At 66.5% G+C, this 23,106-nt stretch carries 20 protein-coding genes; 6 read left to right on the forward strand and 14 right to left on the reverse strand.

Going from position 1 to position 23,106, the window contains the following annotated elements:
• Positions 1 to 10: 10 nt before the first annotated feature.
• Positions 11 to 859 (reverse strand): 2,3,4,5-tetrahydropyridine-2,6-dicarboxylate N-succinyltransferase, encoded by an 849-nt coding sequence (gene dapD, locus VGT77_RS12985; RefSeq protein ID WP_327463239.1) that lies wholly within the window; start codon positions 857 to 859, stop codon positions 11 to 13.
• Positions 856 to 1,527 (reverse strand): pyrimidine 5'-nucleotidase, encoded by a 672-nt coding sequence (locus VGT77_RS12990; protein WP_327463241.1) that lies wholly within the window; start codon positions 1,525 to 1,527, stop codon positions 856 to 858. Before VGT77_RS12990 ends, dapD begins: the two co-directional genes overlap by 4 nt.
• 113 nt (positions 1,528 to 1,640) lie before the next feature.
• Here VGT77_RS12990 and VGT77_RS12995 point away from each other — a divergent pair, with 113 nt between their 5' ends.
• The 3 genes from VGT77_RS12995 to proS all read left to right on the forward strand — a co-directional run bounded on the left by VGT77_RS12995 (position 1,641) and on the right by proS (position 7,013).
• Complete coding sequence (locus VGT77_RS12995; RefSeq protein ID WP_327463243.1) at positions 1,641 to 3,944, forward strand: S8 family peptidase; 2,304 nt, start codon at positions 1,641 to 1,643, stop codon at positions 3,942 to 3,944.
• Between the two features lie 33 nt (positions 3,945 to 3,977).
• A complete protein-coding gene (gene glpD / locus VGT77_RS13000; RefSeq protein ID WP_327463245.1) occupies positions 3,978 to 5,408 on the forward strand; it encodes a glycerol-3-phosphate dehydrogenase in 1,431 nt (476 codons plus the stop codon).
• A gap of 69 nt (positions 5,409 to 5,477) precedes the next feature.
• Positions 5,478 to 7,013, forward strand: coding sequence for a proline--tRNA ligase (proS, locus tag VGT77_RS13005; protein ID WP_327463246.1), 1,536 nt, complete (start codon positions 5,478 to 5,480; stop codon positions 7,011 to 7,013).
• Positions 7,014 to 7,152: 139 nt separating this feature from the next.
• On the opposite strand, the gene VGT77_RS13010 is transcribed toward proS, so the two are convergent.
• The 4 genes from VGT77_RS13010 to VGT77_RS13025 all read right to left on the reverse strand — a co-directional run bounded on the left by VGT77_RS13010 (position 7,153) and on the right by VGT77_RS13025 (position 11,744).
• A complete protein-coding gene (locus VGT77_RS13010; RefSeq protein WP_327463248.1) occupies positions 7,153 to 9,180 on the reverse strand; it encodes a M13 family metallopeptidase in 2,028 nt (675 codons plus the stop codon).
• Positions 9,181 to 9,245: 65 nt separating this feature from the next.
• Complete coding sequence (locus tag VGT77_RS13015; RefSeq protein ID WP_327463991.1) at positions 9,246 to 10,613, reverse strand: ATP-binding protein; 1,368 nt, start codon at positions 10,611 to 10,613, stop codon at positions 9,246 to 9,248.
• A gap of 164 nt (positions 10,614 to 10,777) precedes the next feature.
• Positions 10,778 to 11,446, reverse strand: a complete 669-nt coding sequence (locus tag VGT77_RS13020; RefSeq protein WP_327463250.1) for a response regulator transcription factor — start codon at positions 11,444 to 11,446, stop codon at positions 10,778 to 10,780.
• A gap of 10 nt (positions 11,447 to 11,456) precedes the next feature.
• On the reverse strand, positions 11,457 to 11,744 hold the full coding sequence (locus VGT77_RS13025; RefSeq protein ID WP_327463252.1) for a PepSY domain-containing protein: 288 nt from the start codon (positions 11,742 to 11,744) through the stop codon (positions 11,457 to 11,459).
• Positions 11,745 to 11,840: 96 nt separating this feature from the next.
• Between VGT77_RS13025 and VGT77_RS13030 the strand changes: the two genes are divergently transcribed.
• Entirely contained in the window at positions 11,841 to 13,634 is a 1,794-nt protein-coding gene (locus VGT77_RS13030) for an ABC-F family ATP-binding cassette domain-containing protein (protein WP_327463254.1), read from the forward strand.
• A 116-nt stretch (positions 13,635 to 13,750) separates the two neighbouring features.
• On the opposite strand, the gene VGT77_RS13035 is transcribed toward VGT77_RS13030, so the two are convergent.
• The 3 genes from VGT77_RS13035 to VGT77_RS13045 all read right to left on the reverse strand — a co-directional run bounded on the left by VGT77_RS13035 (position 13,751) and on the right by VGT77_RS13045 (position 16,854).
• On the reverse strand, positions 13,751 to 15,541 hold the full coding sequence (locus tag VGT77_RS13035; RefSeq protein WP_327463256.1) for a DUF885 domain-containing protein: 1,791 nt from the start codon (positions 15,539 to 15,541) through the stop codon (positions 13,751 to 13,753).
• 76 nt (positions 15,542 to 15,617) lie between these two features.
• Positions 15,618 to 16,442, reverse strand: coding sequence for a DUF815 domain-containing protein (locus tag VGT77_RS13040; RefSeq protein WP_327463258.1), 825 nt, complete (start codon positions 16,440 to 16,442; stop codon positions 15,618 to 15,620).
• A 40-nt stretch (positions 16,443 to 16,482) separates the two neighbouring features.
• Entirely contained in the window at positions 16,483 to 16,854 is a 372-nt protein-coding gene (locus VGT77_RS13045) for a hypothetical protein (protein ID WP_327463260.1), read from the reverse strand.
• Between the two features lie 76 nt (positions 16,855 to 16,930).
• On the opposite strand from VGT77_RS13045, the gene VGT77_RS13050 reads away from it, so the two are divergent.
• Entirely contained in the window at positions 16,931 to 18,073 is a 1,143-nt protein-coding gene (locus tag VGT77_RS13050) for a PAS domain S-box protein (protein ID WP_327463262.1), read from the forward strand.
• A gap of 55 nt (positions 18,074 to 18,128) precedes the next feature.
• Positions 18,129 to 18,686, forward strand: coding sequence for a response regulator transcription factor (locus tag VGT77_RS13055; RefSeq protein ID WP_414713417.1), 558 nt, complete (start codon positions 18,129 to 18,131; stop codon positions 18,684 to 18,686).
• A gap of 108 nt (positions 18,687 to 18,794) precedes the next feature.
• Here the strand turns inward: VGT77_RS13055 and VGT77_RS13060 are convergent, their stop codons facing one another.
• The 5 genes from VGT77_RS13060 to VGT77_RS13080 are packed head-to-tail and all read right to left on the reverse strand — an operon-like array spanning position 18,795 to position 23,102.
• Positions 18,795 to 19,178, reverse strand: a complete 384-nt coding sequence (locus tag VGT77_RS13060) for a group III truncated hemoglobin (RefSeq protein ID WP_327463266.1) — start codon at positions 19,176 to 19,178, stop codon at positions 18,795 to 18,797.
• Between the two features lie 58 nt (positions 19,179 to 19,236).
• Positions 19,237 to 20,154 carry an HpcH/HpaI aldolase/citrate lyase family protein gene (locus VGT77_RS13065; RefSeq protein ID WP_327463268.1) on the reverse strand — a complete coding sequence of 306 codons (918 nt, stop codon included), beginning with the start codon at positions 20,152 to 20,154 and terminating at the stop codon, positions 19,237 to 19,239.
• The gene (locus VGT77_RS13070) at positions 20,151 to 21,242 is read right to left on the reverse strand and encodes a cysteine protease StiP domain-containing protein (RefSeq protein WP_327463270.1); all 1,092 of its coding nucleotides are present in this window, start codon (positions 21,240 to 21,242) and stop codon (positions 20,151 to 20,153) included. Before VGT77_RS13070 ends, VGT77_RS13065 begins: the two co-directional genes overlap by 4 nt.
• Entirely contained in the window at positions 21,232 to 21,981 is a 750-nt protein-coding gene (locus VGT77_RS13075) for a hypothetical protein (protein WP_327463272.1), read from the reverse strand. Before VGT77_RS13075 ends, VGT77_RS13070 begins: the two co-directional genes overlap by 11 nt.
• On the reverse strand, positions 21,978 to 23,102 hold the full coding sequence (locus tag VGT77_RS13080; RefSeq protein WP_327463274.1) for a phosphoribosyltransferase domain-containing protein: 1,125 nt from the start codon (positions 23,100 to 23,102) through the stop codon (positions 21,978 to 21,980). The genes VGT77_RS13075 and VGT77_RS13080 overlap by 4 nt, the downstream gene beginning before the upstream one ends.
• Between the last annotated feature and the right edge of the window lie 4 nt (positions 23,103 to 23,106).

The following is a 23,106-nucleotide window of genomic DNA, read 5'->3' on the forward strand; positions in this document are numbered from 1 at the left end:
GTGCTTAAGTTCAATCCCTCAGCAGCTCGTTGATCCCGGTCTTCGCCCGCGTCTGCGCGTCGACCCGCTTCACGATCACCGCGCAATAGAGTGACGGGCCCGGCGAGCCGTCCGGCAAAGGCTTGCCCGGCAACGACCCCGGCACCACCACCGCGTAAGGCGGTACCTTACCCATGAACACTTCACCCGTCGCGCGGTCGACGATCTTGGTCGAGGCGCCGATGAACACACCCATCGACAACACCGCGCCTTCGCCTACGACTACGCCCTCTGCGACTTCGGAGCGGGCGCCGATAAACGCGCCATCCTCGATGATCACTGGCCCGGCCTGGAGCGGCTCCAGCACGCCGCCGATGCCGGCGCCGCCGGAGATGTGCACGTTCCTGCCGATCTGCGCGCAGGAGCCGACCGTCGCCCAAGTGTCGATCATCGTTCCCTCGCCGACATAACCGCCGATATTGACGAAGCTCGGCATCAGCACGGCGCCGGGCGCGATGTAAGCGCCATGGCGCACGACGGCGCCCGGCACCGCGCGGAAGCCGGCCTTGCGGAACTCCGCCTCGCTCCAGCCGGAGAATTTGCTCGGCACCTTGTCCCACCAGCTGGCAGTGCCCGGACCGCCAGCGATCAACTCCATGTCGTGCAGACGGAAGGAGAGCAGCACGGCTTTCTTCAGCCACTGGTTCACGCGCCAGCCGCCCTGCCCGTCCGGTTCAGCGACGCGCGCTTCGCCCTGGTCGAGCAGCCGCAGCGCCTCGGCGACGGCGGCGCGGGTCTCGCCGACCGTCTGCGGGCCAATGTCCCCCCGCGCTTCCCAAGCCGCCTCAATCGTGTCGGTGAGCTTGCCGCGGTCCATCATTCCCCGTCTCCCAAAATCTCGTGCAGCCAGGCGCCCAGGTCGGTCACTTCATAATCGACATAGGCGCGGTCGTCTTCGCCGCGGCCCTGCTCCGACCCGTTATTGACCCAAACCGTGGTCATGCCGATTGCCTTAGCCGGCTTCAGGTTGCGCGCCATGTCCTCGACGAACAGCGACTCTTGGGGCTCGATGCCGAAGGCTTCGGCCATGCTTTCATAGGCGCGGGGCTGGGGCTTCGGCTCATAAGCGCAGGCGTGGATGTCGTGGATCGCCTCGAAGCTCTCCAACAGACCCAGCCGCGCCAGCACGCGCCGGGCGTAACTCTCGTCGCCATTGGTGAAGATCAGCTTCCGCCCGGGCAGCCGCGCTATGGCCTCGACCAGCCGCCGGTCCTCCTGCAGCACATCCATTTCGATATCGTGGACATAGTCGAGGAACGCGTGCGGCTCGATGCCATGCTCCGCCATCAGCCCGGACAGGGTCGTGCCGTGATTGTGGAAATAGTCCTTCTGCAGCGCCCGCGCTCTGTCCCAGTCCAGCCCCAGCAGGTCCTGGATGAAGCGGGTCATCCGCGCGTCGATCAGCCCGAACAGGTCCGCCGACGCCGGGTAGAGCGTATTGTCGAGGTCGAAGATCCAGTTGCGGATTTGGGCAAGCTGCGGAAGCATAGGGCCGCGCCTAGCTGCGACGCCCGGCTGCGGCAATCTGCAGTCTGTGTTAAGCATAATGCAATGCCCTTCAGACTAGCGAAGGGCTCGACCTGGGCAGGGGCCATGCCGGAATGAGTAAGCGTAAAGCGTGCGGGGCGACCGCCCTGATGTTATTGGCGATGTTCGGGCTGAGCGGCTGCGGCGGCGGAGGTGGCGGTGGCGTCAACTCGACGCCAACACCGCCGGTCACGGTGACGCCGGCGCCCTCGCCCACTCCGGCTCCGACGCCGACACCCACCCCGACTCCGACGCCAACCCCTACGGCGACCTTTCGCACCAACGAGTATAATCGCTCGCTGGGCCTCGAACTCGCGAACGCAGTGCCCGCCTATCAGGCAGGCGCGAGCGGACGCGGCGTGACGGCGGCCGTGATCGACAGCGGCGTCAATCCGAACAGCCCGGAGTTTGCCGGCCGGATCGCGGCGGCCTCGCAGGACCTGTCGGGTTCGCGTGGCGTCGGCGACGAAGGCGGCCATGGCACGGCCGTCTCCGCCGTGTTGCTCGCCGCCAAGAACGACAGCGCCATTCATGGCATGGCCTTTGAAGCGACCCTGCTTTCGCTGCGCACCGATACGCCGGGCAGCTGCAATAGCGACGGCGACTGCTCGCATCGCGACAATGCGATCGCCCGCGCGCTCGACGTCGCGGTTGCTCAGGGTGCGAAGGTCGCCAACCTGTCGCTGGGCGGCTCCAGCGCCAACTCGATGCTGCGCGCGGCGATCGGCCGGGCAACCGCCGCCGGGATGGTGATCGTCCTGTCGGCCGGCAATGACGGACAGGCCAATCCGAGTGGGCTTGCCCTCGCAGCCACCGACTCGATGGCGCGGGGCCAAGTTATCGTCGCGGGCGCGCACGATACCAGCAAGTCGATCTCGTCCTTTTCGAACCGCGCCGGCCAAGCCGCAAACGTGTTCGTGACCGCGCTGGGAGAGAATGTGCGCTCGTTCGACGAGAACGGTACGGCACTGATTTACAGCGGCACATCCTTCTCGGCGCCTCATGTTTCGGGCGCGGTGGCGCTGCTGGCGCAGGCCTTTCCGAACCTCACCGGCGCGGAGATCGTGCAGCTGCTGCTCGAAAGCGCGGACGATCTCGGCGCGCCGGGCACGGACCCGGTCTATGGCCGCGGCGTGCTCAACATCGGCCGTGCCTTTCAGCCCCGCGGCGGCGCTTCCCTTGCCGGCTCGCAGGTCGCGCTCGACCTGACCGGCAACAGCGCGACGCTCTCTCCGGCGATGGGAGACGCGGCGCAGCAGGGCATGGGCGCAATCATTCTGGACGGCTTCGATCGCGCTTTCGCCGTCGATCTCGCCCGCTCCGTCCGCAACGCCTCGCCGCAATCGAGCCTGACCGGCACGCTGTCACGCAGCCATCGCGGCGCCAGCTTGGCGATGGGCGACACCCGCATCGCCGTGTCGATCGCCGACACACCCGGCGGCGCGGCCGTGCGTCGGCTCTCGCTTGCTCCCGCAGACGCAGTGCGCGCGCGGACCACTGCCGGCATGATCGCCAGCCGCATCGATCCGCGCACCAGCTTGGCGCTCGGTTTCGGCGAGAGCCGGGACAGCCTGGCCGGCCAGCTTGCCGGACGAGTGGAGCCAGCCTTTCTGGTCGCGCGTGGCTCAAGCGACGGTCTTGGCTTCGATCGCCGCGACCAAAGCTCCGCCGCGATCCGGCACATGTTTGGCCGCGTCGCCGTGACTGCGGGTATGGAGTCCGGAGACGGCCTGCTGCTCCGCCGCGACCGCCTCACGCGTGACGCCTATCTGCGCTCCCCTTACTCGCTGCTGAGCATCGGCGCGGATCGGCGCTTCGGCGGACTGCGCCTCGCGGGCGGGCTGACGCGGCTGCAGGAGGAGCGGACTTTGCTCGGCGCCCGCTTCGGCAGCGTCTTCGGCGCGAGCGGCGGCGCGAGCTGGTTCGCCGATCTGAGCGCCGACTGGAGCCTCGGCCAGGGTTGGCGCCTGGGCGCATCGGCGCGCCAGGGCTGGAGCGTGCCTGCCGGTGGCGGCCTGCTGACCGAGCGGCCGGCGATCCGCTCCAACGCGTTCAGCTTCGATGTCGGCAAGGCGGGGCTGTTCTCGCGCGGCGACTTGTTCGCGGTGCGCGTGTCGCAGCCGCTGCGGGTCTCGGGCGGCGGGCTGAACGTGCGCCTGCCGGTCGGCTATGATTATGACAGCGGCGCCGCAAGCTTCGCCGACCAGCGCCTGAACCTCGCGCCTGAGGGCCGGGAGCTGGCACTGGAGGCAAGCTATTCGCGCATGTTCCTGGGCGGCCGCGTCGACACCAATCTGTTCTGGCGGCAGGATCCCGGTCATTTCGCGGCGGCGCCGGACGATCTCGGAGCGGCACTGCGCTGGCGGACGGAGTTCTAGGCTTCGGCGACCTTTGTCGCTAATGCGACAGCGGTGTCAGACTTTGATCTTCTGATCGTCGGCGGCGGCATCAACGGTGCCGCCATCGCCCGTGAAGCTGCGCTCAACGGCTTGCGCGTGTTGCTGGTCGAGAAGAACGATCTCGCCTCGGCGACCTCGTCCGCTTCGACCAAGCTGATCCATGGCGGGCTGCGCTATCTCGAATATTATGAGTTCAAGCTGGTCCGCGAGGCGCTGATCGAGCGCGAACGGCTGCTCAAGGCCGCGCCGCACCTGATCTATCCGATGGAGTTCGTGCTCCCGCACCGGAACACGCTCCGGCCCAAATGGATGATCCGCGCCGGGCTGTTTCTCTACGATCATATTGGCGGCCGCATGTCGCTGCCCAAGTCGCGCGGGATCAAGGGCGGGAGCTATCTCGCTCCGCTTAAGGAGGTGACCGACGGCTTCGTCTATTCGGACGCCTGGGTCGACGATTCGCGGCTGGTTGTGCTGAACGCCCGCGACGCCGCCGACAATGGCGCGGACATCGCGACCCGCACCGAGCTTCTCTCTGCCCGGCGAGACGGCGGCCTCTGGCGCGCTCACCTCAGCGACGAGCGCGAGGTCACCGCCCGCGCGCTCGTCAACGCCGCGGGTCCGTGGGTCGCGGAGATCGCGCAGCGGCTGGGCGTCAACAGCAAGGCCGGCGCCCGCCTGATCCGCGGCAGCCATCTAATCGTGCCCAAGCTGTTCGAGGGCGCGCACGCCTATATCCTGCAGCAGCCCGACCGTCGCATCGTCTTCGCCATTCCCTATCAGGGCCACACGCTCGTCGGCACGACCGACGTGCCGGTCGAGAGCCCCGCCGAAGCGCCGATCAGCGCAGAGGAGACGGACTACCTTCTCGCCGCGGTCAACCGCTATTTTGCCAAGCAGACGGCACAGGATGACGTGATCTCGACCTATGCGGGTATCCGCTCGCTCTACGACGACGGCGCCAGCGAAGCGCGTCAGGTCACGCGCGACTATGTGCTGGAGCTGGACGAGGCCGGCCCGCCGCTCCTTTCCGTGTTCGGCGGGAAGATCACCACGGCGCGGCACTTAGGCGAAGTGGCGGTGGCCAAGCTGGGGCGGCCGCTTGGGCTCGATCCTCTTTCGGTCACCAAGGCGCGTATCTTCCCGGGCGGAGAGATGGACGGGTTCGCCGACTTCCTGGCGAAGGTCCGTGCTCGGTGGCCCTGGCTTGGAGACGAACGGAGCTATCGAATGTCCCGCGCCTATGGCTCGATGCTTGAGGCGATGATCGGCGACCGCGGCGATCTGGGCGAGGAATTCGGCGCCGGCCTAGGTGCGGTCGAAGTCGATTGGCTGGTCGAGCGCGAATGGGCGCGCACAGTGGAGGACATCCTCTGGCGCCGAACCAAGCTGGGGCTCACGAGCGAAGTGGATGAAGCGCGGCTTCAGCACTACCTCAGAAAATAGGGACAGTCCCTATTTTCTGATCGGCGGGCTGGGTTTTGGTTTTCCCGATATGCCGCTAAGCGCCCGCGCATGACCATCAAGCATGCGCTCTCCGTTACCCGCCAACAGGATTTCGCCGCCTGGTACCAGGCCGTCGTCTCCGAAGCCGACATGGCCGAGGATTCGGGCGTGCGCGGGTGCATGGTCATCCGCCCCTGGGGCTATGGCATCTGGGAGCGGATGCAGCGGCTGCTGGACGACGCCATCAAGGCGACCGGCCATGAGAATTGCTATTTCCCGCTCTTCATCCCGCTCTCCTATTTCGAGAAGGAAGCGGAGCATGTCGAAGGCTTCGCCAAGGAAATGGCGGTCGTCACCCATCACCGGCTTAAGGCGGTGGACGGAAAATTGGTGGTCGATCCCGAGGCCAAGCTGGAAGAGCCGCTGGTGGTGCGTCCCACGTCCGAGACGGTGATCGGCGCCGCCTTTTCGCGCTGGGTGCAGAGCTGGCGCGACCTGCCTGTGCTGATCAACCAATGGGCGAACGTCGTTCGCTGGGAAATGCGCACCCGCATGTTCCTGCGCACCGCCGAGTTCTTGTGGCAGGAAGGCCATACCGTCCATGCCAGCGAAGCCGAGGCGCGCGAGCACACGCTGCGCATGCTCGAAGTCTATCGCCGCTTTGCCGAGGAATGCGTCGCCATGCCCGTCGTGGCGGGCGAGAAGCCGGAGAATGAGCGCTTCCCCGGCGCCGTCGCCACTTACTCGATCGAAGCGATGATGCAGGACGGCAAGGCGCTGCAGGCCGGCACCTCGCATTTCCTCGGCACCACCTTCAGCCAGGCGCAGAATATTCGCTTCCAGAATGCGTCCGGCGAGCTCGAGCTGGCGCAGACGACCAGCTGGGGCGTGTCGACGCGGATGATCGGCGGCATGATCATGGTCCATGGCGACGATGACGGTCTGCGCGTGCCGCCGCGCCTCGCCCCCTATCAGGTTGTGATCGTGCCGATGCTGCGGGAGACGGACGAAGATGCGGCCGTGCTCGACTATGCCCGTGCGCTGACGGCCGAGCTCAACGCGCAACGCGCTCTGGGCGAGCCGGTGCGCGCGCTGCTCGACGGCAAGGCGATCAAGGCATCGAACAAGCGCTGGTCCTGGGTGAAGAAGGGCGCGCCGGTGATCGTCGAGGTCGGTCCGCGCGACGTCGCCGCAGGCAATGTTTCCGTGATCCGCCGCGACCGGCTCTATCAGGAGAGCGGCAAGCTCGCCTCCTCGATCCAGCCCCGGGCCGAGTTCTTGAGTGCCGTGCCGGCGCTGCTGGAGGAGATCCAGTCGGGCATGTTCGCGGAAGCCAAGACTCGTCTCGATACGAACATCCGCCGCGGCGTGGCTGAATTCGCCGAGCTGGAGCGCTTCTTCGCTGAAGCCGAGCAATTCCCCGGCTGGGTCGAGGTCCAATGGTCGAAGCCGAGCGGCGGGGACCTGGAGGCGGTCGATCAGCGGCTGAAGGCGCTGAAACTAACCTTGCGCAACGTGCCCGAGAATGCGGAGCCGGCCTCCGGCACCTGCATCTTCACCGGCAAGCCGGCGGTCGAGCGGGTGCTGGTGGGACGGAGTTACTAGGCTCCCACCGACCACCCCACTCCGTTCGGCCTTAGCCTGTCGAAGGCCTGCCTTCCCTTCTGCACCTCAGCAAGAACAAGGGAGGGCTTCGACAAGCTCAGCCCGAACGGTGTTTGGGCGAACTCAGGTTAGCTAAACCTTACCACACCTTGATACGCTCTTCCGGCTTCAGGAAGAACTTGGTCCCCGGCTTCACGTCGAAGGCCGAATACCAGGCGTCGAGGTTGCGGACGACATAGGGTCGCCACATGCCCGGCGTATGCGGATCGGTGGTTAGGATCTGCAGCATGAACGGCTCGCGATACTTGTTCCGCCACACTTGCGCCCAGCCGAGGAAGAAGCGCTGGTCGCCGGTGAAGCCATCGATCACCGGCGCCGGCTTGCCGCCGAGCGACAGCTTATAGGCGTCATAGGCGACGGTGAGGCCCGCCAGGTCGGCGATGTTCTCGCCCAATGTCAGCTCGCCATTCACTTTCTTGCCCGGCAGCGGCTCATAGGCGCCATACTGGGCGACGACCTTGTCGGTATAGACCTTGAACCGCTCGGCGTCCTGCGGCGTCCACCATTCGGTCAGGTTGCCGGCCTTGTCGAACTTGCGGCCCTGATCGTCGAAATGGTGGCTGATCTCATGCCCGATGACGGCGCCGATCCCGCCATAGTTGACCGCATCGTCCGCATTCGGATCGAAGAACGGCGCCTGCAGGATCGCCGCCGGGAAGACGATCTCGTTCATCAGCGGGTTGGCATAGGCGTTGACCGTCTGCGGCGTCATGCCCCACTCGCTGCGGTCGACGGGCTTGCCGATCTTGTCGAGCTCACGCTGGTATTCGAAGCGGGTCGCGCGGACGAAATTGCCATGGGCGTCGCCCGGCCGGACCTCGAGCGCCGAATAATCGCGCCACTTGTCCGGATAGCCGATCTTGTAGGTAAAGGCGGCGAGTTTCTCGCGTGCGGCCTGGCGAGTCTGCGGCGCCATCCAGTCAAGCTTCTGCAGCCGCACGTCAAACGCGGCGATCAGGTTCTTGACCAGCTGCTCGGCCTTGGCCTTGCTCTCCGGCGGAAAATACTTGGCGACGTAGAGTTCGCCCACGGCTTCGCCCATCGCGGCGTTGACCAGATCGACGCCCCGCTTCCACCGGTCCTTCAGCTTCGGCGTGCCGGCCAGAGCGGTGCCCTTGAACGCGAAATTCTCTTCGACGAACGCTTTGGGCAGCAGCGGCGCTGCTTCTGACAGGGTGTGGAAGGTCAGATATTCCTTCCAGACCGACAGCGGTTCCGACGCGATCAGCGCCGCCGTTCCGGTAACGGCGCTCGGCTGGGTGACGATGATCTGCGGCTGCCTGACGCCGGCGGCGGGCAGAAAGGCGGCCCAGTCCAGACCGGGCATTTTGGCGCCAAGTTCGGCGGTTGAGACCGGGTTGTACAGCTTGTCGATCTGGCGCGATTGGGCGGCCGTCCAATGGGTCTTCGCGATCTTCGTCTCCAGATCGAAGATGCGCTGCGCCTTGGCTTCGGCATCGGCGATCCCCGCCAGCTTCAGCATGCTGGCGATGTGCGCCTTGTACTTGGCGCGCGCTTCCACGAACTTCGGGTTGCTGTCGTCGAGATAATAGTCGCGGTCGGGCAGCCCGAGGCCGCTTTGGCCGGCATAGACCGAGTAGACGCGGTTATCCTTCAGGTCCTGCTCGACAAAAATGCCGACCGGAACGGTGATGCCGGCGCGATTGGCGTCGCCCATCCAGCGGGCGAGCTCGGACGGGCTCGACAGCGCGGCAATCGCATCCAGCTGGGGCTTGATCGGCGCGATCCCCTTCGCCTCGATCGCGGCCTCGTCCATGAAGGCGGCATAGTAGGTGCCGACCTTTTGCGAAGTGCTGCCCGGCGCGCCGTTGCTGGCAGCCGCGGCTTGGATGATGTCGCGGGTGCGCTGGTCGGACAGGTCGCGGAGCACGCCGAAGCCGCCCCAGCTCGACCGGTCCGCGGGGATCTCGGTCGTCCGGTCCCAGTTGCCGTTGGCGAACTTATAGAAATCGTCGCCGGCCGAGACCGTGCGATCCATACCGGCCGCGTCAAAGCCGAAGCTGCCGAGCGCCGGCTTGGCCGTCTGGGCGTAGGCCGAGACGGCGAGCGTCAGCGCTGCCGCTCCGACGAGGAGAAATGCTTTCATGTGGTCATCCCCGGAAACAAAAGACGAAAGAGCTTAACGGCTTAGCTGCTCGCGGCAACAGCGCTTCATGTCGTTTGTCGGCGCTGGTTCGCCGTTGATCGACCGGTCGGCTTGGGCGGCTCCGGCTCTGCCGCCGCGGGCAGGCGCAGCCGCACGAGAAGGCCGCCCAGATCCTCGCTCTCTTCGAGCGAAACGGTGCCGCCATAGATTTCGGCCACGTCGCGCACGATGGCGAGGCCGAGGCCGGTGCCGGGTTTCGTAGTGTCGAGCCGCGCGCCGCGGTCGAAGATGCGCTGCCGCTCCTCCTCCGGGATGCCGGTGCCGTCGTCCTCGACCAGGAACTCGACGAACCCCGCTTCTCCGGACACCGTCACGAACACGCTGCCGCCGCCATATTTGGCGGCGTTCTCGATAAGATTGCCGAGCAGTTCGTCCAGATCCTGGCGCTCCATATGGACGAACAGCGTCTTGGGCCCGCTGACGTCGATCCGCACATCGGGGTAGAGGCGGCCGACGGCGCGCTCCACCGATTCAAGGCTCGGCCAGACCTGCGCGCGGCTATGAGCATGGCCGCGGCGGCCAACGGCGCGGGCGCGGGCCAGATGATGATCGACCTGACGCCGCATCGTGGTCGCCTCGCGGCACACCGTGTCCGGCAGGTCGGGCGCGTTCGCCGTCGCGGCGTTCATGATGACGGTCAGCGGCGTCTTGAGCGCATGAGCCAGGTTGCCAGCGTGGCGCCGCGCCTCCTCCGCCTGCTTCTCGTTATGCTCGATCAGGCCGTTCAGCTCTTCGACCATCGGCGTCAGCTCGTCGGGCAGCGGCTCATCCACACGCGTGGCAAGCCCCGAGCGCATCTTCGCGATCGCGGCGCGCACCCTCCGCAGAGGCAGCAGCCCGTAATAGGTCTGCAGCGCCGCAAGCACGATCAGGCCGAGCCCCAGCAGCGCGAAGCTGCGCACCAGCGTCCGCCGCAGCACGTCGATCTGCTCGTCGAGCGCGGCGCGGCTCTGCGCAACCTGGAAGCGCCAGCGCACGGGAGAGCCCGGCAAGGTCACGTCGCGCTCGAGTACGCGCAATGGTTCGTCCCTGAACTCCTTGGTGTCGTAGATGTGGACGTCGACATCGGCGTGGCGGCCGCGCACCTGAAGCGAGCGGTCCCACAGGGAGCGCGAGCGGAAATGCTCGAAGCCTTGGCCGCTGATCTGGTAATAGAGGCCAGAATTCGGCTCGAGGAAGCGCTGGTCGCCGAGCGGCCGGTTGAGCAGCACTTCGCCCGCCGGCCCGATCTCCGCCGAAGCGACCATCGCGGTCAGCACATAGTTCAGCGAATCGTCGAAGTTTCGCGTGATGGCGTTGGTGAGCACCCGGTCGAGCGCCAGCCCGCCGCCGAGCAGCAGCAGCCCGATCCAGGCCGCCGCGATCAGGATCATGCGACGGCTCAGCGAGCCGGTGGACTTGCGGCGTTGTTTCGCGACTTCACTCAACTTGTCCACCCAACCGGTTCGGCCTGAGCTTGTCGAAGGCCTCCCTTATTCTTCCCGGCCTCTTAGAAAGGGAGGGCTTCGACAAGCTCAGCCCGAACCGAGTTTTATGTTCAAGCTGCGTTCGAATCTTCGAGGCTGTAGCCGAGGCCGCGGATGGTGGTGATCACGTCCTGTCCCAGCTTCTTGCGGATGCGGGTGACGAACACTTCGATGGTGTTCGAATCGCGGTCGAAATCCTGGTCGTAGATATGCTCGATAAGTTCGGTGCGGCTGACCACCTTGCCCTTGTGGTGCATCAGATAGCTGAGGAGCTTATACTCCTGCGCGGTCAGCTTCACCGGCTCGCCGGCGAGCGTCACCTTGCCCGACCGCGTATCCAGACGCACGTCGCCGGCGGTCAGTTCGGAGCTGGAATTGCCCGAAGCACGGCGGATCAGCGCCCGCAGCCGCGCGATCAGCTCTTCCGACTGGAATGGCTTGGCGAGATAATCGTCGGCGCCCGCATCAAGTCCCGCCACCTTATCTGACCAGCTGTCGCGTGCGGTCAGCACCAGCACCGGCATCGCCCGGCCTTCCTTGCGCCAACGATCGAGCACGGTCAGGCCGTCGATCGTGGGCAGCCCTAAGTCGAGCACCACCGCGTCATAGGTCTCGGTTTGGCCCAGAAAATGGCCGTCCTCGCCGTCATCCGCCAGGTCGACGGCATAGCCGGCGCCCTCCAGCGTCTTCCTCAGCTGTGCCCCCAGGGTGGGTTCGTCCTCGACAATCAAAACGCGCATCTAGTTTCCCTCAAAAGCCCGAACGGCCGATCACCGCGCCCGTGCGGGCATCGACATCGACCCAGATCACGGTGCCGGCCCGCATGAACTTCAGCCGATAAACGCCACCATCGAATTCAGGACCCAGATAGGTGCTGCCCCGCATCCGCGGCAGCACCCGGTCCTCAATCTCACGCAACGAAAGCACCTGGCCGGACTTCCGGGCCTCGAACGCTTGATACTGGTCGCCCCGGCGCTGCGCCGAAGCCGGCACCGCAAGAGCAAGCGCAACAAGCGCCAGAGAGACAATACGCGTCATGCAGGTCATGGCCATAGCCGTTACTTGCAAGGCTTTGAATAGCCCATGAATGCTGCCGTTGGCGCTCGTTCAGCCAAGCTGATAGGAGCCGCGCCCATGTCCGCTCCCGTACTCGCTTATGAAAATCTCGGCTTGGTTCAGGGCTCCGGCTGGCTGTTTCGCGGCCTCGACCTTTATGTGGGCGAGCGCGACCGCCTGGCGCTGATCGGCCGCAACGGCGCCGGCAAGACGACGCTGCTGAAGCTGCTCGCCGGCCGCGTCGATGCCGACGAAGGGCGGCGGACGATCGTGCCCGGAACCAATGTCGTGCTGCTGGAGCAGGATCCGGACGTCTCCGCGTTCGCCACGCTACGCGATTATGCGACCAGTGGAAGCCCGGCGCCGGAGCTGCACGAAGTGGAGGCGATCGCCGACCAGATCGGCCTCGACCTTTCCCGCTCGGCGCAGACCGCGTCGGGAGGCGAGCGGCGCCGTGCGGCAATCGCCCGCGCGCTGGCGCTCGCCCCCGACGTCCTCCTGCTCGACGAGCCGACCAATCATCTCGATCTCGCCGCCATTGAATGGCTGGAAGCCTGGCTCAATCGCTTCAAGGGCGCCTTCGTCGTGATCAGTCACGATCGGACCTTCCTGACAAGGCTGACCCGCTCCACGCTGTGGCTCGACCGCGGCAATATCCGCCGAGCCGAAGTCGGCTTTGGCGGGTTCGAAGCCTGGCAGGAAAAGGCCTATGCCGAGGAAGAGCGCGCCGCGCAGAAGCTGGACGCGAAGCTGAAGCTGGAACTGCACTGGCTGCAGCGCGGGGTGACGGCGCGTCGCCGACGCAATCAGGGCCGGCTCGAAAAGCTCAATCAGATGCGTGCGCAGCGGGCGGCGATGCTGGGCCCGCAAGGCGCCGCCAAGCTCGCCATCGGCACCGACGATATCCGGACCAAGTCGGTGATTACTGCGGACAAGGTCACCAAGCGCTTCGGCGACCGGACGATCATCAAGGACTTCACGCTACGTATCCAGCGGGGCGACCGGATCGGCATTGTCGGCGCGAACGGTGCCGGAAAGACGACGCTGCTGCGCCTGCTGACTGGCGAGATCGCGCCGGACGAAGGCAGCGTCACGCTCGCCAAGACGCTCGACGGGGTGATCATCGACCAGCAGCGCAGCCTGCTCTCCCCGGACAAACGCGTGCGCGACGTGCTCGCCGATGGCGGCGACTGGATCGAAGTGCTCGGCACCAAGAAGCACATCCACGGCTATCTGAAGGAGTTCCTGTTCGACCCCGGTCTCGCCGATGCGCGGGTCGGCACGCTGTCAGGCGGCGAGCGCTCGCGCCTGCTGCTGGCGCGCGAGTTCGCGCGGCGGTCGAACCTGCTGGTGCTCGACGAGCCGACCAACGATCTCGACCTGGAAACGCTCGATTTGCTGCAGGAAGTCATCGCCGACTATGAAGGCACCGTCCTGATCGTCAGCCACGACCGCGACTTCCTCGACCGCACCGTCACCGTGACGCTGGGCCTCGACGGCAGCGGCAAGGTCGATATCGTCGCCGGCGGCTATGAGGATTGGGTACGGCAGCGAGCCGCGGCTCCTTCACGTTCCCCGGCGAAGGCCGGGGTCCAGCCGACGCGAGACACTGGGCCCCGGCCTGCGCCGGGGAGCAAGAAGCTCAGCTACAAGGATCAGCGCGATTATGAGCTGCTGCCCAGGCGCGTCGAGGAACTGGAAGCCGCCATCGCCCGCGACGAAGCAGCGTTAGCGGACCCCGATCTCTACACCCGCGATCCGAAGCGCTTCGCCGCGCTTACCGCCGCGATCGACAAGGCGAGGGAGGAGAAGGACAAAGCCGAACTCCGCTGGCTAGAGCTGGCGGAGCAGGCGGAGGCATTGGCGAGCTAAGCCCCTCCCCTTCAGGGGAGGGGTTGGGGTGGGGCTGTTGCCCCATCCGAAGTCTTCGGGCGAGCAGACGCTCGCCCCCACCCCTTACCCCTCCCCTGAAGGGGAGGGGCTATGGGTCAGGCACTTTTCATCCGCTCGCGCACGCGGCGTTCCAGGATGGTCAGCGGCATCGCGCCTTCTTTCAGCACTTCGTGGAACTGCTTGACGTCGAAGCCCGGCTGGCGCTCCGCCTCGGCGCGTAGCCGCTGCCAGACGCCGTGGCCGACCTTGTAGCTGCACGCCTGGCCGGCCTGGGTGCAGTAGCGCTCGACCTCGCGCTGGGTGCGCGGGCGCGCGAAGCCGGTGGTCTCGACCATATAGTCGGTCGCCTTTTCGCGGGTCCAGCGCTTGTCGTGCAGTCCCGTGTCGACGACGAGGCGCGTCGCGCGGAACAGGTAGGATTGCAGGAAGCCGGCGCGCTCCAGCGGCGTGCGATAGACTTTCGCCTCGTCGGCCACGCTCTCCGCGTACAGCGCCCAGCCCTCCGAATAGGCCGAGAAACCGCCCAGCTTGCGCAGCATCGGAATGTCTTTGGAGGTTTGCGCGATGCTGATCTGCAGATGGTGGCCGGGCGTGCCTTCGTGAAAGCTAAGCGCCGGCAGCGTGTATTTTGGCCAGTCGCGCACATCCTTCAGGTTGATGAAGTAAATGGCCGGCCGCGAACCGTCGAGCGAGGCGCGGCGATAATAGCCGTTGGACGCGCCGTCCTGGATCTCCACCGGCACCGCACGAATCTCGAGCGGCTGGTCGGGCAGCGTCGCGAAGAAGCGCGGCAGCTGAGCGTTCATCCGGCGGACGTCATCGTTCAGGCTCTCGATCAGCGCGGCGCGGCCGTCCGCAGTGTCCGGATAGACCTGGTCTGGCCGGGCGTTGAGCTGAGCAAGGCGAGCACCGACACTGCCGCGGGTTAGTCCCTCAGTGCGAAGAATCTTATCCAGCTCGGCGCTGATTTCCGCCACCTGCGCCAGGCCCATGCGGTGCACTTCGTCCGGGGACATGGTGGTGGTCGTCATCTGCTCGAGCGCCGCGGCGTAGATGGCATCGCCCTGGGGGAGCCGCCACACGCCATCCCCAGGCCGAGTGGATGGCCGCAGCGCCTCGATGGCCGCGATCTGGCGGTCGAGCGCGGGATAGACCTTGTCATCGACGATGCGCGTGGCGCGAGCGGCCCAGTCTCCCGCGACATTCGCCGACTTGGCGCGCGTGACGAGCGACTGGACCATGCCCGACTGGTCAGGCGCGGCACTGCGCAGCTTGCGCATCTGCACGAGCGTCAGGTCCAGCGACCAGGCAGGAGCGAGGAAGCCACGGGCCGCCTGAGCTCGCTGCTCCGCCGCTTCTTCGTCGAGCACACGCGAGAACGCCTCCAGTCGCGCCAGATAGGCTTCGGCATCGGCCGATGTCTTGATCGTATGGGCAGAGTTCAGGAAGTCGGGCATCGAGAAATAGGCGCCGCCCTGCTGAAAGATCGGATACGGCCGCACGACGCTGTCGATGCCGAAGCGTGCCGGCGCGACCTCCTGGCCCTCGAGCGAATAGACCAGCACATCGCGATTGAGTTCGTTTGCAGACGAAAGGCCGTTCAGCGCCCGCAACCGTGCCAGCGCCCGACGGGTGAGCGCCAGGTCCTTCTGCCGCTCCTCGGCAGTGCGCGGGGACAACTGGCTCTTGAGACTCGCCAGCGGCCCCTGATCGAGGCCGAGCGACGTCGCCAATTCCGGCGACCGCGCCACCGCTTCGTTGAACAGCTGCTCGAAGAGCGCATTGGCGGCAGCATCGCCGCTCCCGGGCTGGGCAAGCAATTGCGCCGGCAGCAGGCTTGTGCCGGCAAGCAGGGCGGAGCTGGTCAGAAAGGCGCGGCGATCCATGGCATCCCTCTCGATCTTTTGTATTTCGGGCGGGATAGCCACCGGTTTCCGCCCCGCCAGCGCGTTTCGACGAACGTCAGCCGATCGCGTCGAGCGTCCGCCCGGCACGCCCCGCCAATTCGGTGACATAGTGCCAGGCCACGCGGCCGGAACGGGCGCCCCGCGTCGTGGCCCAGAGCAGCGCATCGGCGGCATCGAACGACAGCGAACAGGCATCCGCATAGCGCGCGACGATCGCCAAATAGGTCTCCTGATCGAGCGCGTGAAAGCCGAGCGACAGACCGAACCGGTCGGCGAGCGCCAGGCGGTCGTCGACGACATCGCGGGGATTGATCGCGCTCGCCTGCTCCTCGATGTCTCGGGCGACGATGTGACGGCGGTTGGAGGTGACGTGCAGCCGGGCATTGGCTGGCCGCGCCTCGGCGCCGCCCTCCAGCAGTGAGCGGAGCGTGCGAGTCTCGGCGCCGCCCGCCTCGAAGCCGATGTCGTCGACGAACAGCACAAAGCCTCGGCCGGCTTTTTCCAGCAGATCGAACAGCTTCGGAAGCGTCGAGAGCCGGTCGGCCGCCACATCCACCAGCGCCAGGTCCAGTCCCTCCGCCTGCACGGCGCCTACCACCGATTTGACCAGCGCCGACTTGCCCGTGCCCTTGGCGCCCCACAACAGCACGTCATGCGCCGCCGCTCCCCGCGCTAGCCGCCGCGCATTGTCGAGCAGCGCCCTCTTCTGTGCGTCGATCCCGGTCAGCAGATCGGGCGAAAGTGGCGCGAAATGGCGCGCCGGCTCCAGCGCCTCGCCGCGCCAGAGATACGCGCCATGTGCCCGCACATCGGCATGAGCCGCAGGCGGCGGTGCGATCCGCTCCAGTGCTGCAGCGATGCGGGCGAGTGCGTCTTCCACATTCTCCCTTTAGCGGCGCGATACGGCCGCCGCCATGGCGTCACGCCGCCAATCGGCTCTCCGCCTCCATCACGCGATAGGGCAAGCGGCCGCCATCCGGCTCGGTGATCGTTACATAGTCGCCGACGCGTAGCGGGTGCGTCTCGAGGTGGAACAGTTCCTCGTCGTCGCCCGCGCCGATCGCGTAGGAAAAGGCCCAGCCATTCTTCTTGCGGATCACATGGCCGGTGCGATCACGCTCGTTCGGCCAATGCCGGCGTACCGTGGCAAGCGCCGGCGCCCGGCGGAACGCGTCCTCATCTACGCGCCCGTTTTCGTCCACCGGCAGATGAAGCAGATAGGCACGGCTAGCCGATCCGTTCGGAAAATCTGGGGATCTGGCAAGCTCGAGGCGAATGGTTTTCCAACTCATTTACTGATGCTGCCGGATCCGAGGCTGGTAAAGAATACGGATTGATACGGAGGGCCGCAGCGGCGAAAGGCGCTTGATGCCTGCCGACCAACCGGCCCCGACTTCGCTCTCCAGCCTCAGCGAAGCGCATCTGCGCTCGATCCTGTCGACGGTGCAGGACGCGATGGTGGTGATCGATGCGCGGGGCGTCGTCCTGTCGTTCAGTGCCGCTGCCGAGCGTATGTTCGGCTATGCTGAGGTCGATGTGCTGGGCGAGAATGTCAGCATGCTTATGCCCTCGCCCGACCGCGAGCGGCATGACGGCTATCTCGAACGTTATCAGGCGACGGGCGAGCGGCGGATCATCGGCATCGGCCGGGTGACGACAGCGCGGCGGCGCGACGGTTCGACCTTTCCGATCGAGCTGGCGGTCGGCGAAGCGCGGACGGGCGAAGGCCGGATCTTCACCGGCTTTATCCGCGACCTGACCGAGCGCCAGCAGACCCAGCGGCGGTTGCAGGACCTACAAAGCGAACTCGGCCATGTCTCGCGCGTGAGCGCCATGGGCACGCTGGCCGCCGCGCTCGCGCACGAACTGAACCAGCCGCTCAGCGCCATTTCGACCTATATGGAGGCGTCGCGCGATCTGCTCGACGCGGAGCCGACGCCGGACATCATCGAGATGCTGCGCGAAGCTTTCTCGGAAACCGCCGCGCAGGCGATCCGCGCGGGCCAGATCGTGCGCCGTTTGCGCGACTTCATTGCCCGCGGCGAAGCGGAGCGGCGGGTCGAAAGCCTCTACAAACTGGTGACCGAGGCCAATGCCCTGGCCATGGCCGGCGGCGGCGATCGCGGCGTCGACGTGCTGCTGGAGCTCGATCCAGCGGGCGACGCGGTGCTGGTGGACCGCATCCAGGTCCAGCAGGTGTTCCTGAACCTTGTCCGAAACGCGATCGAGGCCATGGAAGGCTGCGCGGTCAGGAAGCTCGAGATCAGGTCAAGGCGCGAGGGCGACTGCGTCCGCATCACGGTCGCAGACAGCGGTTCCGGCCTGGACGAAGACATACGCTCCAAGCTGTTCGAGCCGTTCCAGAGCACCAAGGACGCCGGCATGGGGCTCGGCCTTTCCATCTGCCGCACCATGATCGAGGCGCAGGGCGGGCGGATCTGGGCGGAGCCGTCGCCGCTGGGCGGCACCGCCTTCCACTTTACGTTGGTCGCAGGAGACGAGGGTGGCTGAAAAGCAGGTTTATGTCGTCGATGATGACGAGGCGATCCGCCGCTCGCTGAGCTTCATGCTGCGCACGTCTGGCCACAAGGTCGACCTGTTCACGCAGGGCGAGGAGTTTCTAAAGGGTGCGGCCAAGCTCGACCCCGGCTGCGTTCTGCTCGACATCCGCATGCCAGGCATGGACGGGCTGGAAGTGCAGCGCGCGCTGGCGGAGCAAGGCGTTAGCCTGCCGGTGATCATCATGACCGGGCATGGCGATGTCGGCCTCGCCGTGCGCGCAATGAAGGCGGGCGCGATCGACTTCATCGAAAAGCCGTTCGAAAAAGCGACCCTGATGTCGGCCTTGGAGCAGGGTTTCTCGCGCATTGGCGAGACCGACCTGCGCCGGCTGCGCGCCCAGGAGGCCGCCACCCGCCTTGAGGCGCTGACGCCGCGTGAGCGCGACGTGCTCAAAGGGCTGGTGTCCGGCCTGCCGAACAAGTCGATCGCCTATGATCTCGGCATCAGCCCGCGCACTGTCGAGATTCATCGCGCCAATCTGATGACCAAGTTGGACGTGAAGAGCCTGTCGGAAGCGCTCCGCATCGCCTTTGCGGCCGGGCTGGAGCAGGAGGAATCCTGAGCTTGTCGTCATTGCGAGCGCAGCGAAGCAATCCCATGCTGCGATTGAGCTCAGCTGGATTGCTTCGTCGCTTCGCTCCTCGCAATGACTATCCGCGACACTTTCATCCTAGGCGGCGCGGCCGAGCAGGTCCTCGCCCCTGTGAAAGGCGATGCCGAGCTGCAGGCTTTCGGCGATCCGCGCCGCACGGTCCTGCATCGCTGCGGCGTCGTCCGGCTCCAGAAGCTCCTCCGTGGTCTCGCGCCACAGGGCCAGCCAGCGGGTGAAGCTTGCCCGGTCAATACGGTCGGCATGCTTGATGTGCGCGGGCATGGGCCGGCCCTTGTAGCGGCCCGTCGTCAGCATCACGGAGGACCAAAAGGCCTGGAGCTTTTCCAGATGCTCCGGCCAGTCGCCGATCGCGTCATTGAACACGGGACCGATTACCGCATCTTCCCGCACGCGGGCATAAAAGGCATGAACCAAGCGTTCGAGCTTCTCTTCGGTGATCATGCCCGCGCCATGGCGCACCGCTCATGTCCGGGGCAATCCGGAACTTCCCCTAACCCATTCATCCGAACTGGCGCGAACCTGAGGCCGCCAGTCCGATCGGCTCTGCAGCTCCGAACAGCGCAGCGCGCCGGACGATCGTCTCCGCCCAGCGCCGGTGCGTGGCCGGCTCGCACATGCGGCGATTGGCGGCGAACACAGCCGGCGCCGCGCAGCCGAGGATCGCTTCTGCCTCGGCGAGATCGCGAGCAGGGACGGTCAAGGCGCCCTGCACGACGGCGATCTGGGCGGGGTGGATCACGGTTTTGGTGAAGAGCCCATGCTCCATGTCGCGCTGAAACTCGTCTCGTAGCAGCACCGGCTCGCCATAGCCCTCCATGACCGGGGCGCTGAGCGGTATACCAAAGGGCAGGAACACTCCTGCCAGCATCGCGATCAGGGGTCCGAGCGGACCATCATAGCTTGTGCGGCCCGGCGCTCGACGCACGCCGAGGCATTGCAGCAGGTCATTGCCGCCGATCCGCACCGCCAGCACCCGCTCCTGGACGACAAGCAACTGGTCGCGCAGCCGCCGGGCCTCGACGGGATCGAACATCTCCCGCGTCTCGAGGGTAGGCATTAGCAGGTGCGACGGCGCGAACGGATGCGCCAGCCATTCAGGCAGCGTCTCGGCGGTGACTTTGGGCAGCACGAACCCGGCGACCCGCTCGACGCCCGGCATGCGCAGGATGCGGGCGAGCATGGTTGGATCGCGCGGCCGCACGAAGACCAACGGCGCGCCGCCATCGAGGCCGGGCCGGGCGAGCAGAGCGGCCAGGCTCGCCAAGGCGGCAGGCACATGCTCTGCGCGGACCGCGTCTTCCAGACACACCACCGCAGAGCGCAGGCCTGGGATATGGCCGCCAGACAGCGCCGCGGCCAGGTCTGTGCGGGTCGCCGGCATATAGAGGGTGGCGCCCAGCTCCAGTACGTCGATCATGGCGCCCGCCCGATCACCGCCACTGCGCGGTAGGCCCCGCCCGACAGCCGATCGACAGCCACTCCGGCCTGCTTGGCGAGATGGATCAGATGCTCGACATCGGGATCATCGGGGTCGCGGATGAACAGCCGGGCCGGCATCCGCCGCAGAAACACGCGCGTGGCTTCGGCGATGCCCGGCTTGATCAGGTTCGGGTCTCGCGTGCCGGTGCGGAGCATCGCTTCGTCCAGCATGGCCGCGCAGGCGCGCTGTAGCTCGGCGCGGCGGAGGCAGTGGGTCGAAATGTCGGAGACCAGGCTCGTCCGCGCTGCGTCGAACAGCCGGTCCACGAAGGCGCGAGACAGGTCCTGCGGCGCAAGCTGCGGATAGGTGACACAGGCGTGGAAGTCGCCGGGTCCGACCGTCTTCGCACTGAGGATAGACCGGCTGACCAGGCCTGACACGATGCCGTTCAGCAGGCCTGAAGCGATCAGATAATCGTCCGCGGTCGCGGCGATGTCCGCCTGACCGGCAGGATCGGCAACCACCGCCAAGGTCGGCGAGAAGCCGAACGGCCGCTCTGCAAGCGCGCGCCGCAGCTCGCCGGCGATCGCGCCTTTGCCAGTCCAGCCGTCGACGAACACGGCATCGGCGGGATCGTGCAGCGAGGCGATATGGCGCAGCGCCTCCAGGTCGATGCCACGATCGCGGATGATGCTGACCGAATAGTGGACCGACCTCGCGCCCAGATGCCGCAGCATGCGGACCAGCAACACTCCGATTGGCGTCCCTCCACGGGCCAGTGAAACGAGCACGATCTCGCGGCCTTCCGCCCGCCTTGCCAGATGTCCGGCAAGGCTGGCGATGTCGGCTGCGAGGCGGGCACGGTTCCGCCGTTCGGCGGCATGGAACAGCGCCATATAGTTCTCGTCGGGCACCGTCTCCTTGCCGATCAGCTCGGAATAATGGCGGCGGCCGGATTGAATCAGCGCTTCCTTTTGCTCGCGCGCCGTCGCCGCCAGCGAGACGGGCTTGAGCAAGAAAGTGACGTCTTCGGGCAAGTAGCTGCCCGAGAAGTTGGCCGGTTGGATCCTGCGCTCAGCCAGCATCGAACAGTCTTTCGCCGAGCTGTGACGCGGGCGGCAGCATGGCGAAGTCGCACAACTTCATGAAAGGCGCGTCCGTGAGGCTGTCGCCAATCCCGACAACGGCGGCATTCGGATGCCGCGCGCGCAGCTGTCCCAGCATCCATGCGACGGCATGCTGCTTGCCGAGATGCGGCGGCAGCAGGGCCGCGTTGTTGCCGTTCAGGTGCAGCGTCCAGCCGGGCGGAAGTACAGGCACAGCCGCACGGATCACGGCGTGCAGCCTCTCCGCATCGGCTGCATCGTGCTTGGCGAGCACGTAGAGCGGCATGCCCGCTTCTTCCAGCACCCGGACGGCAAGTGGCTCGCCTCGCTCGCGGGCACATACACGTATACGTTCGACCAGCTGACCAAGCAGCTCGCCATGAGCCGCCGCCTGCACAGCCATGCGCTCGGCCCATTCGCCATCGGGAGTCCCATCCTCGCCGAGGATCACGCCGCCATGCGCGCAGATCGCCGCGCGATGCGGCACATGGGCGCGGGTCAGCGCATCCCGGCTGCGGCCCGTGACCGGGATCAGCATTGTCGTGCGGGCGAGCCACTCGAGGAAGTTCAGCTGCCGGGGCGTCGCGTAACTCAGCGCCGCGCCGTCCCGCGCGAAGCCCAACGGCGTCAAGTCGGCCTCTGCCCAACTCGGCGGGCATTTGCCGCGCGTCTGGAACAGCGTGTCATCCAGGTCCACAAAGGCGATGACGCCCGTCATGGCCAGGCGATCAGCCGGGCATCGAACGTCCGGATCAGGTCGGGATCGATGGACTGGGCGCCGGTCTCGTGCACGATCCAGGTCTCGCGCCCGTCGTCCGGGTCGGCGTTATAGAGATAGTTGGGCACGCCCGTTCCGTAATTGTCAGCAAAAGCCAGCGACCGGCCGATCGCGCCGCCGATCCTTGCCGGGCTCCGCGTCGTCGCCTGCACGACCACGTCGCAGCCGCGGCGCTGCAGCTCCTCTGCAACCAGCAGCCCGGAATAGGTGAACTCACCGGTGCCGAGGATGCGCAGCCGCCCAGATCGGGGCGCGGGCAGTGGCGGACAGGCGAGCGGCTCGCGCAGGCCGAGCCGGCCGAGATTCCTATGTTCCGCTATTCGTCCGAGTGCAGGCGCTTCCCTCTCAAACATGGGCATGGGCGCTGCGGCGTCGGGTGCGGCTTGCCAGCGCAGCCTTCCCTTGAGCAGCGATGCACTGCCGCAGCGCCGCGGCATCCGCCATTGCCAGCCGCCATCGGACCAGTTTGTCAGAGTAGCGACCCAGATGGTCTCGACCTCCGACCAGCAGCGGACCAAAGCCTCGGCCAGATTTGCCAGGGTAGTGCCGGTCGAAAGCTCGTCGTCGACCAGGACCAGGCTGCGCGGCGGCACGAATCCTTCGATCCGGGGCTGGTAGATGAGGTGCGCCGAAGCGTGGCTGTGCGGCTCCTCGAAACGACAGAGCAACGGCGCTTCGATCAGCTGCCGGGTCGAATGGATGAAGAATATGTCATCGCGGCCGGTGCTCGCCCGCAGCTCTGCATGCACACACTGGCCAAGGCACACGGCGGTCTCGGCCAGGCCGAGCACCAGCACCGGGCCAGGCAGATCGGGCGGCAGCCGCGCCGCAAGGTCGCGGGCGCTGGCGCGGATCAGTTGCGGAGCGGCGGGGATGTGCCGGCCGAGCACCTTGGAGACGACCAGAAAGCCGCGCTTCGGGTTCAATCGCGCGCCGAAGCCGCAAAGCACGTCGAGCGGCCAGTCCGCCCTGGTGACGCTCACCTCCAGCGAGCCTCCCGGCAGCCGGATGGAGCGATGATCCAAGGCGGGCGCGCGCTTGCTGGCGGCCCGGCCGAGCATGGGG

This window comes from Sphingomonas sp. (assembly GCF_035944535.1).
Lineage (GTDB): Bacteria > Pseudomonadota > Alphaproteobacteria > Sphingomonadales > Sphingomonadaceae > Sphingomonas_B.